The organism is Paenibacillus lactis (assembly GCF_017873605.1).
Classification (GTDB): domain Bacteria; phylum Bacillota; class Bacilli; order Paenibacillales; family Paenibacillaceae; genus Paenibacillus_AQ; species Paenibacillus_AQ lactis.
This window is the reverse complement of sequence record NZ_JAGGKI010000001.1, coordinates 273,098-286,802: the sequence shown is the minus strand read 5'-3', so window position 1 is coordinate 286,802 and position 13,705 is coordinate 273,098. Positions and strand designations below refer to the sequence as shown.

Annotated in this window: 9 protein-coding genes; all 9 read left to right on the top strand. The window is 56.1% G+C overall.

The genetic code is table 11. The annotated features are described in order from the left end of the window. The first annotated feature begins 175 nt into the window (after positions 1–175). The 9 genes from cidR (at position 176) to J2Z18_RS01070 (ending at position 13,684) form a co-directional block, all read left to right on the top strand. Positions 176–1,066 carry a cidABC operon transcriptional activator CidR gene (cidR, locus tag J2Z18_RS01110; protein ID WP_144879034.1) on the top strand — a complete coding sequence of 297 codons (891 nt, stop codon included), beginning with the start codon at positions 176–178 and terminating at the stop codon, positions 1,064–1,066. Between the two features lie 249 nt (positions 1,067–1,315). After that, complete coding sequence (locus J2Z18_RS01105) at positions 1,316–2,950, top strand: catalase (protein ID WP_210094034.1); 1,635 nt, start codon at positions 1,316–1,318, stop codon at positions 2,948–2,950. Between the two features lie 207 nt (positions 2,951–3,157). Further along, the gene (locus J2Z18_RS01100; RefSeq protein ID WP_007128871.1) at positions 3,158–4,201 is read left to right on the top strand and encodes an oxidoreductase; all 1,044 of its coding nucleotides are present in this window, start codon (positions 3,158–3,160) and stop codon (positions 4,199–4,201) included. Positions 4,202–4,368: 167 nt separating this feature from the next. Beyond that, positions 4,369–5,172 (top strand): delta-lactam-biosynthetic de-N-acetylase, encoded by an 804-nt coding sequence (gene pdaA / locus J2Z18_RS01095; RefSeq protein WP_007128870.1) that lies wholly within the window; start codon positions 4,369–4,371, stop codon positions 5,170–5,172. 318 nt (positions 5,173–5,490) lie between these two features. Then, on the top strand, positions 5,491–7,779 hold the full coding sequence (locus tag J2Z18_RS01090; RefSeq protein ID WP_007128869.1) for an ATP-dependent DNA helicase: 2,289 nt from the start codon (positions 5,491–5,493) through the stop codon (positions 7,777–7,779). Between the two features lie 437 nt (positions 7,780–8,216). Then, positions 8,217–9,344: a ribosome small subunit-dependent GTPase A gene (gene rsgA / locus J2Z18_RS01085; protein WP_245255800.1), complete on the top strand. Its 1,128-nt coding sequence runs from the start codon at positions 8,217–8,219 to the stop codon at positions 9,342–9,344. A gap of 174 nt (positions 9,345–9,518) precedes the next feature. Further along, positions 9,519–10,061 (top strand): MarR family winged helix-turn-helix transcriptional regulator, encoded by a 543-nt coding sequence (locus J2Z18_RS01080; protein ID WP_007128866.1) that lies wholly within the window; start codon positions 9,519–9,521, stop codon positions 10,059–10,061. A 24-nt stretch (positions 10,062–10,085) separates the two neighbouring features. Then, a complete protein-coding gene (locus tag J2Z18_RS01075) occupies positions 10,086–11,813 on the top strand; it encodes an ABC transporter ATP-binding protein (RefSeq protein WP_007128865.1) in 1,728 nt (575 codons plus the stop codon). Next, positions 11,810–13,684: an ABC transporter ATP-binding protein gene (locus J2Z18_RS01070; protein ID WP_007128864.1), complete on the top strand. Its 1,875-nt coding sequence runs from the start codon at positions 11,810–11,812 to the stop codon at positions 13,682–13,684. The genes J2Z18_RS01075 and J2Z18_RS01070 overlap by 4 nt, the downstream gene beginning before the upstream one ends. Positions 13,685–13,705 lie beyond the last annotated feature (21 nt).

Genomic DNA, 13,705 nt, shown 5'->3' with positions numbered 1-13,705 from the left:
CCTAACTTCATCCAACCTTCTCGGTGCTGAAAAACCGACTTTTTGCACTTTCATTTTAATGAAATTTTACAGCGATTGCTTTCATAGGTAAAATGCATATATCGAATGCCAACTATTCCATTTATCTATACACACAAAATATATCTATACATACGAGCATGGAGGTAATGCGCGAATGGATATACGGCAGCTGCAGTATTTTCTTGAGGTTGCGAGAAATCAGAGCTTTACGAAGGCGGCGGAGAAGCTTTATATCACGCAGCCGACCATCAGCAAGACGATCCGGAATATGGAGGACGAGTGGGGGGTCACGCTATTCCACCGGGCAGGCAAGCGGATTGAGCTGACGGATGCCGGGCATATCATGTACCAGCAGGCGCAGCAGATGGTAGAGGCCTTTCAGCGCGTGTCCGCGGAGCTGGAGGATCTGATGAATCTTCGGCGCGGGCATCTGCGGATCGGTCTGCCGCCGATGGTCGGGTCAAGCTTTTTCCCCGAAGTGATCGGTCAGTTCCATAAGAGCTACCCGAAAATCACGATTCAGCTGATCGAAGACGGGGCGAAGAAGGTGGAGGCCGACGTGGAGAGCGGCCAGACGGATATCGGCGTGGCGGTGCTTCCGGTAAATGAAGAGGTGTTTCACTATTATTCCTTTGTTAAGGAGAAGCTGAATTTGCTCGTGCATCCGTCCCATCGGCTCGCCGGCAGGGACAGCGTGAATTTGAAGGAGCTTGCAGAGGAACCGTTCGTTTTGTTCCGGGAGGATTTCACGCTGCATGACCGGATTATCCGCGAATGCGTGGAGGCCGGGTTCGAGCCGCGTGTCGTATATGAAAGCTCGCAGTGGGACCTGATCAGCGGGATGGTGGCGGCAAATTTGGGGATCGCGCTTCTGCCTGAAACGATCTGCAAGGAGATCGATTCCTCGCGCGTCTCCATTATTCCGCTGGACAATCCTTCGATTCCGTGGCAGCTCGGGATGATCTGGCGGAAGGACCGTTACTTGTCCTTTGCGGTGCGGGAGTGGATTGCATTTACGCGCGGGCTGCTAGGGGAGAAGGAGTAGCATTCGGTGATTTGCCGGAGCGCTCAGCATATTTCCATGGATTGGAAGAGGGCCGGTAGCGCCGGTGTGGGCCGCCCTATCAAACCTTTCGATCCTTTCATACATTTTCAGGCCTTGGACATAATATCCATATTAGTGTGAGTTCAAAAAGCCGGTTTTTCCCTCTTGATTCGCTTCGTGATCAAAAGACGGCTTTTTGAACAACCTCTAGTAAGGAAAGCCATTAGCAAGCGATATATCCAAGGAGGAATGAAATCCGTGAGCGATCAGGAGTTTGAAGCAGGAAAGCAGGTTGAAGACGGACGCCGGAGCTATGACCAGAACCGCGGGGAAACCGAGCGCGAGGACACGCTTACGAACCGGCAGGGGCATCCGATCTCGGATAACCAGAACGTAAGAACCGTCGGCAACCGTGGACCGATGACGCTGGAGAACTATCATTTTTTGGAGAAAATCACGCATTTCGACCGGGAGAAAATTCCCGAGCGGGTCGTCCACGCCCGAGGGGCAGGGGCGCACGGGTATTTCGAGGCTTATGGCAAGGTGGGTGACGAGCCGGTATCCAAGTATACGCGCGCGAAGCTCTTCCAGGTGGAGGGAAAGCGTACGCCTGTGTTCGTCCGATTCTCGACCGTCATTCACGGCGCCGGTTCCCCGGAGACGCTTCGAGATCCGCGCGGCTTTGCCGTCAAGTTTTACACGGAGGAGGGCAACTGGGATCTGGTCGGCAACAATTTGAAAATATTTTTCATTCGCGACCCGCTCAAGTTTCCGGACATGGTGCACGCGTTCAGACCGGATCCGGTATCCAACGTTCCGGGACCGGTGGGGATGTTCGATTTCGTATCCCGCTCACCGGAAGCCACGCACATGATTACCTTCGTCTATTCTCCATGGGGAATCCCCGCCAACTACCGGCAAATGCAGGGCTCCGGCGTCAATACATATAAATGGGTGAACGCCGAGGGCCAAGCCGTGCTGGTGAAATATCACTGGGAGCCGCTCAAGCAGGGGATCAAAAACTTAACGCAAGAGGAAGCGAACAAAATCCAGGCCGTGAACGACAGCCATGCGACGCAGGATCTGTATGAAGCGATTGAGCGCGGGGACTATCCGGAGTGGGAGCTGTGCGTCCAGATCATGACCGACGATGAGCATCCGGAGCTGGAGTTCGATCCGCTTGACCCGACCAAGCTGTGGCCGCAGGACCAGTTCCCGTTCCTGAAGGTCGGCAAAATGGTGCTGAACCGCAATCCGGAAAATTACTATAACGAGGTGGAGCAAGCGGCATTCGGGACGGGCGTGCTCGTGGACGGCCTCGACTTCTCCGACGACAAGCTTCTTCAAGGACGGACCTTTTCGTATTCCGACACGCAGCGGTATCGGGTAGGAACGAACTACCTCCAGCTGCCGATTAACGCGCCGAAGAAGCGGGTGGCGACGAACCAGCGCGGCGGGCAAATGTCTTACTTCGTCGATAAGGCCCCAGGGCAAAGCACGCATGTCGACTATGAACCGTCGATGACGGACGGCCTGAAGGAGGCGTCGCAGACCGCAAAGCCGCATCAGCCGCATTACGATGCCAGCCTGGTCCGCGAGAAGCTGGACCGGACGCTCGACTTCAAGCAGGCGGGCGATACGTACAGAGCGTTCGAGGATTGGGAGCGCGACGATCTGATCAACAACTTGGTTAATGCGCTGATTCAGTGCGACGTCCGCATTCAGGATAAAATGGTGGAATACTTTACGAACGCCGACGAGGATTACGGCCGTCGGGTGAGGGAAGGATTGGACGCCAAGAAGAAGGCAGGCGCCGCAGAAAGCGCGCGGGATCAAGCGGTGGAGGATGCCGAGCGCATGGGCCACGAGGCGGATCCTTACTAAGCGGACAGCAACCTATCGTAACGATTTGGTTTTATTACGCGAAAGCGAATAAGCACAAGAAGCCGTCTTCGCACGAGGAATCGTGGAGGGCGGCTTTTGGCGTGATGCGTTCCCTGGTTTTTCATGGAATTTAGGAGGTGCGCAAGGAATCGACCCGGCAAATCTCGAATTAGAACCTAGTACTAATGAAAAGGGGGCATATGCGTTATGGCAATACAGACGGGAATCATCGGTTATGGGTTATCCGGCTCGGTGTTTCATGCACCGATTCTTCGAAGCGTGCCGGATTTTAATGTACGGACCGTCGTGTCGTCGGATCCTGACAAGGTGCATCGGGACTTGCCGGATACCGAAGTGGTCGACAGCGTGGATGAGCTGCTGGCGGATCCGGAAGTTCAGCTCGTCATCATCACGAGTCCGAATACAACGCATTATGAATACGCCAAGCTTGCGATTGAGGCGGGGAAGCATGTTGTGGTGGAAAAGCCGTTTACCGTAACCTCGGAGGAAGCGGACCGGCTGATTGCGCTGGCTGCCGAGAGAGGCGTGCTGCTGACGGTATACCATAACCGCCGCTGGGACAATGACTTCTTAACCGTCCGCAATCTCCTTGAGACCGGCGCGCTCGGCAAGCTGACTATCTATCAATCGCAGTTCAGCCGCTACCGCCCCGATCCGCAGCTGGAACGCTGGAGAGAGCAGGCGCTGCCCGGCTCCGGGATCCTGTATGATCTAGGCTCTCATCTGATTGATCAGGCGCTCTTCCTGTTCGGCAAGCCCCGGACCCTGTGGGCGGATCTACGGCAGGAGCGCGAGGGCTCCCAGGCGCATGATTACTTCCATCTGGTGCTGGGCTATCCATCCCATCGCGTCATCCTGCACGCCGGTTCCCTGGTCCGGCAAGCCGGGCCGAAATTCGAGCTTCATGGCGACAAGGGAAGCTTCTTGAAATACGGCATGGATCCCCAGGAAGGTCAATTGAAGCAAGGCATGCGGCCGGGGGATGCCGGCTGGGGAGAGGATCAGCCGGATATGTACGGCGAGCTGTCAACGGAGCTGAGCGGCCTCGCGGTTCAAGGCGAGATCGAGACGCTGCCCGGGCGGTACCAGGCATTCTATCAGGGCTTGGCGGAAGCGATTCTCGAGGGCGGTCCTTTGCCTGTTCGGCCGGAAGAGGCGCGGGATGTGATCCGGATGATCGAATATGCCGCGGAGAGCCATCGTAAAGGCTGCACGGTGGAGGTCATCTAATTTTCGAGAGCCGTCCGGCGAGGGTGACGGTATGTGGCAGCCTGGCTGGCATGCCACGGCACATAGTTTGCTCCGGTTTGTGGGATAGTAGGGTGTATGACCCCTTAGCATGCCTTGCCATGGGGGATTAGGATCCCAACACCACATTCAAGAAGGAGAGAACAGGAATGAAGAAGCGCAATGCTCTTCGGCCGGCATGGCTGCTTGGAATTGCCCTTGCCGTGCTTCTGTCAGCGGCCCTGGCAGTTCCGGCAGCAGCTGCGGCCGGCAGCGGTCCATTTCATTTCGGTTTTAAGAGAAGCGTCAACGGTCAGCTACCTTCGATCGATCAAGAAGGCTTTAAGGAGCTGCTGCAAAAATACGATGCCATCTTTATGGGCGATGCCAGCCAGAAAGAATTGTACCTTACGTTCGATAACGGGTACGAGAACGGGTATACCGCTCGTATTTTGGATACGCTCAAGGAGAAGAAGGTACCGGCTACCTTTTTTGTTACAGGGCATTATGTGAAAACGCAGGAGGATTTGCTCAAGCGGATGGCGACGGAAGGGCATATTATCGGCAACCACTCCTGGAATCATCCGGACGTAACCACGATTTCCGCGGAGAAGCTGACGGAGGAGCTGGAGCGGGTGAAGAAGGAAGTGGCCCGCGTTACCGGACAGCAGGAGATGAAGTATTTGCGCACGCCGCGCGGCATTTTTGACGAGCGTTCCCTTGCGGTAAGCAAGCAGCTCGGATATACCAACGTATTCTGGTCGCTCGCGTATATGGATTGGGATGTGAAATCCCAGCGGGGCGCCCAATACGCCTTTGATAAGGTAACGGCACAGCTGCATCCGGGGGCCGTCATTCTGCTGCACTCGATCTCCAAAGATAACACGGAGGCGCTCGGCCGGATTATCGATGAGGCCCGCAGCCGCGGGTACGAGTTTAAGAGCCTGGACCAAATGCAGAAGAAAGCGCCGTAACTCAAGAAAAAATTGGCTGGCATTTTCGATCCGGCTGCATATTGCGCGCAGTCCTTTCCGCTTGGAGGGACTGCGCTTTTTGGCATGAGCGCAAGTGTCCGGCATAGGGTCGGCTGCCGTCATTGTGACGCGATCACCGCACGCTGGGAGCTTAGACGAGTTCCGGAAAAGAGGATTTTACAGCGTATCCGTCACTTCCGTCACACATCGGTTTCCATTCGGTTGGCCAACCTTAAATCGGTGCATCTCGCTACCCGTGAGGAACGGATGTTTGGTATAATTACAGCACCAAACACTATGGGAGCGAAGGAGACCGACATGCCGCATACGATACAAATATCCGTTAGGCCGCTGGTGGAGTATGTATTTCGCAGCGGCAGCATCGTTTCGGGGTTCCGCAGCGCTGCTTCCCTCACGGAAGGGACAAGGGCGCATCAGCAGGTTCAGCGCGAATACGGAGAGAACGACCAGAAAGAGGTCCAGCTGGAGGCCGAAATTGCATATGAGGAGCTGCTGTTTGTCGTAGAGGGACGATGCGACGGATTGATCCGGAAGGATGATCGGATCATGATTGATGAGATCAAGTCGACCTCGGGAGACCTTTCCCAAATCGAGGAGGACAGCTATCCCGTACACTGGGCGCAAGCGAAGATGTACGCCTATATGTATGCGAAGCAGCATGGTATTGAAACGATGGAGGTCAGACTGACGTACTTCCAGGTGCCGAGCGGCGAGCGAAAGCAGTTTGAACGCAGCTTCAGCATCGATGAGCTGGTGACCTTCGTCGAAGAAGTCATAGCCGCTTACGCCCCTTATGCCCGTCTGCTCCGGGATCATGCGGAGCGGCGGGACCGAAGCATCAAGAGCCTGGCGTTTCCGTTTCCGGCTTACCGGGAGGGACAGCGCAAGCTGGCGGGCTCGGTCTATAAAACCATTGAAGAGGGCCGGCGGCTGTTCGCCAAAGCGCCGACCGGCATCGGCAAAACGATATCTACCTTGTTCCCGTCGGTAAAGGCGATCGGCGAGGGCCTGCTGTCGCGCATCTTTTATTTGACGGCGAAGACGATTACCCGTACGGCAGCGGAGGAGGCCATGGCTCTGATGGAACGCCAGGGACTGCATACGCATGCCGTCACGCTGACCGCTAAGGATAAGATCTGCTTCAGCGAGGCCGAAGGCTGCGGTCAGGAGGGCTGTATCTTCTCGGAAGGCTACTACGACCGGATCAATGCCGCGCTTCTGGACCTGCTGGGCAACGAAACGCTGATCACCCGGTCGGTCATTGAGACGTATGCGCGGAAGCATCAGGTCTGCCCGTTCGAATTTTCCCTGGATGCCTCGTATGCGGCCGATGTCGTGATCTGCGACTATAACTATGTTTTTGATCCGAGAGTATCCTTTAAACGGATGCCCGAGGAAGTGAAGAAGCGCAGCGTTCTCCTGATCGACGAAGCGCATAATCTGGTGGACCGGGCGCGCGGGATGTTCTCGGCGGAGCTGTACAAATCGGCTTTCCTCGACATTCAGCGGGCGTATAAAGAAAGTAATCCGGGACTGTACCATGCCGCGAAGCGGGTCAATAACCGGTTTATCGTCATTCGCAAGGTCAGCGGGGAGGAGGAGCGGTTCGTCGGCTCGCAGCAGCCGGAAATGATGGACGAGCTGCTGGAGGATTTCGTTCTGCAGGCCGAGGCCGAGCTGATGACCGGGAAGAGTGGCGAAGAGGCGGATGCGCTCTTGGAGTGCTATTTTGCCGCGCAGGGATATTTGCGGATCTCCAAGCTTTATGACGACCGCTTCGTCACGTACGCCGAGATCAGTCAAAGCGAGGTGTATTTGAAGCTGTTCTGTCTGGATCCGTCCGATTTGCTGCAGAAGGCGGGCAAGAACTACCGGTCGGCCGTCTTTTTCTCCGCGACCCTGATGCCCCTCGGTTATTACCGGGATATGCTGGGGGCGGAAGAGGAGGATTACAGCCTGTCCATTCCGTCGCCTTTTTCCCGGGAGCAGCTGGATGTGAGGATCTTGCCGCTTTCGACCCGATACAAGGACCGCGAGCAGAGCAAGGATGCGATCGTGCGCATGCTGAGCGAGCTGGTTCGGGAGAAGCCGGTCAATACGCTGATCTTTCTGCCGTCCTATCCCTATATGCAGGATATTCACAAGGCGTTTACCGAGAGTAATCCCGGATGGCGGACGCTGCTTCAGGGCCATGGCATGAGTGAGGAGGAGCGGGAGAACTTCCTCGGGGCCTTTCAGGCCGATGCTGCGGAGCCGCTGATCGGCTTCGCGGTGATGGGCGGCATTTTCTCGGAAGGCATTGATCTGAAGGGAGAGCGGCTTTCCAGCGTTGTGGTTGTAGGCGTAGGGCTGCCGCAGCTGTCCTTCGAGAATGATATTATCAAGGATTACTTCGACCGTACCGGCAAAAGGGGCTATGACTATGCTTATGTATACCCCGGCATGAACAAGGTGCTGCAGGCCGGAGGCCGCTTGATCCGCTCCGAGCATGACACCGGCACGCTGACGCTGGTTGATGACCGGTTTCTTAACCGGCAGTACAGCATGCTCTTGCCAGAGGAATGGCGGCATTATAAGCGGATTTAGCCCGAGCGCGGTACAAGCGTCAGGAAAAAGTTGACAGCCGCTGCGGCGGAATCTATAATACGGATATATTTATGAGCACAAGGAGGCTGATGACCATGATGATGTATATGAATGATGACAAATTGTCGGCGCTAGGTCTCCTCGAACGGGTTATCGATAAGTTGAATAGGCATGGGGCGCTAAAGGTTTAAGGACTGCTCCTTGCATGATTCGCTAAGATCAAGACCCGCAGGAGACCGTGATTGGTATTCTGCGGGTCTTTTTGGTATATGCATAGGTTTAACGTCACCGGCATAAACGGGGATTTTTTAGCCCGTTTGGCCGGGAGGGCGTCTTTCTTAGGCTGTATTCAAGATGGACCGCAGAATATGATTCTGCGGTTTTTTTGTTGTTCAGAAACACCTAAACCTAAACAAGATAAGGAGAAAACAACCATTTTGACAAATCAAAACATGAAGCCATTAAACGACTATGGATGGAATGAAGATTGGGACCGGGCGGCGAAGGAAGCGCTCCAATCGATCCAGCGGGACAAACGCCTGGTGCCTGCGCGCATCGTCGCCCAATTTTCGAAGCAATACCGGATCGTCACGCCAGATGGAGAGATGACGGCCGCCGTAACGGGAAAATATGAATATGAGGCAGCCAGCAAGAGCGATTTCCCGGCTGTCGGCGATTGGGTTATGGTGGAGCCCTTGCAGGGCGAACCGAGGGCGGTGATTCACCAGCTGCTGCCGCGCAAGTCGGCGTTTTCCCGCAGGGAGGCCGGGAGCGTGCCGGACGAACAGGTCATTGCCGCCAACATCGACACCGTATTTATCGTCAATGCGCTTAATAAGGATTTTAATATCCGCAAAATCGAGCGTTACTTGATCGCCGTGTGGGAGAGCGGAGCCCAGCCGGTCGTGCTGCTGACCAAGGCGGATTTATGCGATTCTCCGGAATCGCATGCCGCCCTCGTCGAAGCTGCGGCTCCGGGGGTGCCGGTTCACGCCGTCAGCTCGCTGCTGGATCAGGGAAAGGAGCAGCTGCAGGGCTATTTGACCCCTGGCACGACGGTGGCCGTAACGGGCTCGTCGGGCGCCGGAAAATCGACCTTGCTGAACTGGCTGTCCGGCCAAGACGTTCAGCGGGTTCAGAGCATCCGCGAAGAGGACGCCAGAGGACGCCATACGACGACGCACCGCGAACTGTTTGTGCTGCCGGGCGGGGCGATCATGGTTGATACGCCGGGCATGCGGGAGCTTCAGCTGTGGGAATCGGAGGATGGCTGGGAGGCGGCATTCGCAGACATCTCCTCGCTCGCGGCGCAGTGCAGATTTCACGACTGCCGGCATGAGAAGGAGGATGGATGCGCGGTCCAGGAGGCACTCCAGGCTGGGACGCTGGATGCCGATCGGTACGCGAATTATAGAAAAACCGAGAGAGAGCTGGCCCATCAGGCCCGCAAGGAACAGGCCAACACGCGGCGCCAGAAGAAGCAAGGCAAGAAGCCTGGCGGAAAGCATGCGGCCAGGAGCCGTAACGCGCATGCCGGATCGTATTTCGAGCTGATGGATGAGTAACTCGGGCCTTCATGGGAGCTGCGGGTTGAACTGAACTTGACATCGATCTTCGCCAGGGATTATATTTAGGTTGCCTAATTAATAGGCAGGCTAACTAATTCGTTGCATGCTTGGATTGTAACCGCCCGGCCATCCCGGCCGGATGGTTACGGTTTTATGCGCAGGAGGTGGACGATGTCACAGGAATTTCATCCAGATTTACATAAGCGTCATCAAGCCGGGAGAGACCCGGACTCGCCGGAAGGCTGTCATCACCCAGGGAGACTGCCTGACGACAGTATTGCCGGAAGGCTTCTGCACAGCATTCGTATGTTTCACAAGCAGGAGTGGGATCGGCACATGATTTCGGGCTACACACCGGGTGAAGTCCGTGTGCTGATGGGTCTTATGCATTTTAACAGGCTTGGCGGGCCCGGCATGAAGGTGTCGGAGATCAGCAGCATGATGAATGTCACCTCTCCAACCATCACGCAGTTCATCAACGGTCTGGAGGGGAAAGGACTCGTCGAGCGGGTGATGGATGAGAACGATCGCCGGGCTGTCCGCGTGAAGCTAACTGCGGAGGGGGTCCAGGTCGTTCAGCAGGTGTATCAAGACGTCGCAAGCCGTTTTAACGGCCTGGTCGAATATCTTGGCGAAGAGGACAGCGTTAAACTCGCGGACCTCCTCATGAAGGTATACCATTATCAGGAGCAACAACGATCGCAGGAAACATAAGTCACGATCAGGGGGTGGTTCGCTTTGCTTAAGCTGTTTCGTTATATGAGACCGTACCGGACTGCGGTGCTGCTGGTCCTATTGTTTACATTCTTTCAATGCTTATCGGATTTGTATCTGCCGACCTTGATGGCGGACATTGTAGATAAAGGCATCACGCTTGGCAATGTGCCATATATTTGGCGGGTGGGAGGCGTTATGCTTCTGGTCGCCTCCGGAGGAATGGTCTGCGCGATCGCAGCCAGTTATTTGGCGTCCAAAGCGGCTTCAGGGTTCGGACGTATTGTGCGGGGCCGCGTGTTCTCTCATGTTGAGAATTTTACGCTCCAGGAGTTTGACAAGATCGGAACCGCATCGCTTATTACCCGTACGACGAATGACATTACGCAAGTTCAGCAGGTAACGATCATGATCCTGCGCATGATGGCGATTGCGCCGATGATGTGCATCGGGGGCATCGTCATGGCCATTTCGAGGGATCCGGGCCTGACCACCGTTCTCCTCGCCGTGCTGCCGATTCTCGCACTGGCGATCTTCCTTATTGCGAAGCAGGGAATTCCGCTCTTTAAAGCGATTCAGGTCAAGATCGATACGCTGAGCCGCGTGGTGCGGGAGAATCTGACGGGGATCCGGGTCATCCGTTCCTTCAACCGTGCCGCGCATGAAACCGTGCGCTTCAACGATGCGAATGAGGATTTGACGGCGACCTCGATCAAGGTGAACAAAATCATGGGGGCGATGATGCCGGTCATGATGCTGGTCATGAACTTTGCGACGATTGCGATCGTCTGGTTCGGGGCGCATCGCATCAACGATGCCCATATGAAGGTCGGCGATCTGATGGCGTTTCTTCAATATGCCATGATGATCATGTTCTCGCTCATTATGCTGTCGGTCATGTTCGTCATGATTCCGCGCGCGCAAGCGTCCGCCGTCCGGATCAACGAAGTGCTCCATATGCAGCCGGACATTCATGATCCGAAAGAGCCTGGAAAGCCGGGGCTTCAGAAGGCCGCTGTCGAGTTCCAGGATGTTACGTTCTTCTATCCCGGAGCGGAGGAGCCGGCGGTATCGAATCTCTCCTTCCGTACGGGACCGGGTGAAGTAACGGCCATTATCGGCGGAACCGGATCCGGCAAATCGACCTTGATCAGCCTGATCCCGCGTTTCTATGACGTAACTTCAGGGCGTATTCTCGTCAATGGAACCGATATCCGGGAGATGCGGCAGGAAGAGCTCCGGCAGCGGATCGGATTCGTTCCGCAGAAGGCGCTCCTGTTCACGGGCAGCATCGCGGATAACATCCGCTACGGTAAAGAGGACGCGACGGACGAGGAGATCCGGCACGCGGCGAAGGTTGCCCAGGCCGCCGACTTCATCGAAGCGATGGAAGGCGCTTATGATGCCGAGATTTCGCAGGGAGGCAGCAATGTGTCAGGCGGACAGAAGCAGCGTCTTTCGATTGCCCGGGCACTCGTGCGCCGGCCGGAAATCTATATTTTCGACGACAGCTTCTCGGCGCTGGACTTCAAGACGGACGCGAAGCTACGTGCAGCATTAAGGGAGGAGACCGGTGACGCCACCGTCCTGATCGTCGCTCAGCGGGTCAGCACGGTGATGGATGCCGATCGGATTATTGTGCTGGATGAGGGGCGGATCGCGGGCATGGGCACCCATGAGGAGCTCATGAATACGAGCGAAGTGTACCGCGAGATTGTCATTTCCCAGCTTTCGGAGGAGGAGATCGCATGAGCGAGAAGAAGCGCGGAGGACATCCAAGAGGTCATGGCGGCGGTCCCTTCGGCGGCCCGCACGGCCCGGGCATGCCTGCGGAGAAAGCCAAGGACTTCAAGGGAACCTTCCGGAGACTGACGACCTATCTGAAGCCGCACACCGGCAAGCTGCTGATCGTTCTGGCTGCGGCGATGCTGAGCACGATCTTTGGCATCGTAAGCCCGAAGATTCTGGGCGATGCGACCACGATCCTGTTTGAAGGCTTCCTGGCGAAAATGAAAGGCGAACCGGGAGCGGGCATTGACTTCGCTGCGATCCAGCGCATCCTGCTGTGGCTGGCCGGGCTGTACCTCCTCAGCTCTTTGTTCGCCTACGTCCAGCAGTATGTAATGGCTGGCGTAGCACAGAGAACGGTATACGATCTGAGGAAGGCGGTATACGATAAGCTCGGCCGTTTGCCGCTGAAATATTTTGATGCCCGTACCCACGGGGAGACGCTCAGCCGGGTAACCAACGACATGGACAACATCGCCGGCACGCTGCAGCAGAGCTTGACGCAGATGATTACATCGGCCGTCACGCTGCTCGGGGTGATCGTGATGATGCTGACCATCAGTCCGCTGCTGACGCTCGTCGTCATTCTGACGCTGCCGCTCAGCGTGATCGTGACGATGATGGTAGCCAAGCAGTCACAGAAGCATTTTGTAGCCCAGCAGAAGCATCTGGGGCAGCTGAACGGCCATGTCGAGGAGATGTACACCGGCCACAAGGTCGTGAAGGCATTCGGCCGGGAGCGCCAGTCGGTGGAGCGGTTTGATGAGGTCAACGACAAGCTGTATGAGGCCGGATGGCGCGCGCAGTTCATATCAGGCACGATTATGCCGCTGATGGGGTTTATCGGGAACATCGGCTACGTGATCGTGAGCGTTGTCGGCGGGGTGCTCGTTACCCGACAGGCGATCAAGATCGGGGACATTCAGGCGTTCATTCAATATTCGCGCCAGTTTACGCAGCCGATTACACAGCTGGCGAATATTGCGAACGTCATTCAATCGACGATTGCTTCCGCAGAGCGGGTGTTCGAGGTGCTGGATGAAGAGGAGGAAGTGGCCGAATCATCCGCGCCGGCCGTGCTCCGGCATCCTCGCGGCGACGTGTCCTTCGAGCATGTCAGCTTCGGGTATAAGGAGGATCAGCTTCTTATCGAGAATATGAACGTGAATGTCCGACAGGGCCAGACACTCGCGATTGTCGGCCCGACGGGCGCCGGGAAGACAACGCTCATCAATCTGCTGATGCGCTTCTATGAGGTTAACGGCGGCCGCATTACGATCGACGGCAAGGATATTGCCTCCATGAAGCGAAGCGACTTGAGAAGCTTGTTCGGAATGGTGCTTCAGGACACATGGCTCTTTAACGGCACGATCCGGGATAATATCGGATACGGCCGCGAAGGCGCAACCGAAGAAGAGATCATACGGGCGGCGGAGGCCGCGCATGCGGACCACTTTATCCGGACGCTGCCGGACGGGTATGACACGGTGCTGAACGAGGAGGCATCCAACATCTCGCAAGGGCAGAAGCAGCTTCTGACGATTGCGCGGGCGATTCTGGCCAATCCGGCCATTCTGATTCTGGATGAGGCGACAAGCAGTGTCGATACGCGGACGGAGCTGTATATCCAGAAGGCGATGAAGGAGCTGATGAAGAATCGGACCAGCTTCGTTATCGCACACCGGCTGTCGACGATTCGGGATGCGGACCTCATTCTGGTGATGAACAAGGGCAGCATTATCGAACAAGGGACGCATGATGAGCTTCTGTCGCAAGGCGGATTTTATGCGGATCTGTACAACAGCCAGTTCAGCGATCAGCCCGAAGCGGGATGATTTTTATAGGCATGGAAGCCA